This is a genomic window from Pseudonocardia sp. D17 (assembly GCF_036984265.1).
GTDB lineage: Bacteria > Actinomycetota > Actinomycetes > Mycobacteriales > Pseudonocardiaceae > Pseudonocardia > Pseudonocardia benzenivorans.
Map to the genome: position 1 here is coordinate 1 of NZ_BPRG01000105.1, position 1155 is coordinate 1155.

At 68.1% G+C, this 1155-nt stretch carries 1 protein-coding gene; it reads left to right on the plus strand.

Annotated elements, in window-relative coordinates:
- Positions 1-68: 68 nt before the first annotated feature.
- Positions 69-1155 (plus strand): IS256 family transposase (locus PSD17_RS17430; RefSeq protein ID WP_339123539.1); only part of this gene is annotated, 1087 nt, incomplete at its 3' end.

The window sequence follows — 1155 nt, forward strand, 5'->3', positions numbered from 1 at the left end:
GGGGGAGTGTCTGATCTTCGGTGTAACTGGTCTGTAGCTCCGGGCGTGTCCCGGGGGAAGGACCAGCGATGACGGACACGATCGAGCCTGTGCCAGATCGGATCGATCAGGAGCAACTCGCCCAACAACTCGTGGAGGCAGCCCGGGCCGAGGGCGTGGAGCTCGTCGGCCCGAGCGGGCTGCTCACCGGGTTGACCAAGACGGTGCTCGAGACCGCCCTCGAGGCGGAGATGAGCGAGCACCTGGGCTATGACCGCCACGACCGGGCCGGGCGTGACTGCGGGAACTCCCGCAACGGCACCCGCACGAAGACCGTGCTCACTGAGATCGGGCCGGTCGAGATCGAGGTGCCGCGCGACCGCGACGCCAGCTTCGACCCGGTGATCGTGCGCAAGCGGCAGCGCCGCCTGGATGGGATCGACGAGATCGTGCTGTCGCTGACCGCCCGCGGACTGACCACCGGCGAGGTGGCCGCGCACTTCGCCGAGGTCTACGGCGCGAAGGTCTCCAAGGACACCATCTCGAAGATCACCGACAAGGTCCTCGAAGAGATGGGTGAGTGGCAGAACCGGCCCCTCGACGCCGTCTACCCGGTGATCTTCATCGACGCCCTGTACGTCAAGGTCCGCGACGGGCAGGTCACCAACCGGCCGTTCTACGTCGTCATCGGCGTGACCGTGGACGGGCACCGCGACATCCTCGGCATCTGGGCCGGCGAAGGCAGCGCCGGTGGGGAGGGCGCGAAGTTCTGGCTCCAGGTGCTCACCGAGGTCAAGAACCGCGGCGTCGCCGACGTGTGCATCGCCGTCTGCGACGGCCTCAAAGGGCTGCCCGAGGCGATCACCACCGCCTGGCCGGCCACGGTGGTGCAGACCTGTGTGCTGCACCTGATCCGCAACACCTTCCGCTACGCCAGCCGCCGCTACTGGGAGCAGATGGCCAAGGACCTCCGCCCGGTCTACACCGCCCCGACCGAGGCGGCCGCCGAGGCACGCTTCGCCGAGTTCACCGACACCTGGGGCGGGCAGTACCCGGCGATCATCGCGCTCTGGCGCTCGGCCTGGTCGGAGTTCGTGCCGTTCCTGGACTATGACGTGGAGATCCGCAAGGTCATCTGCTCCACCAACGCCATCGAGTCGCTCAACGCCCGCTACC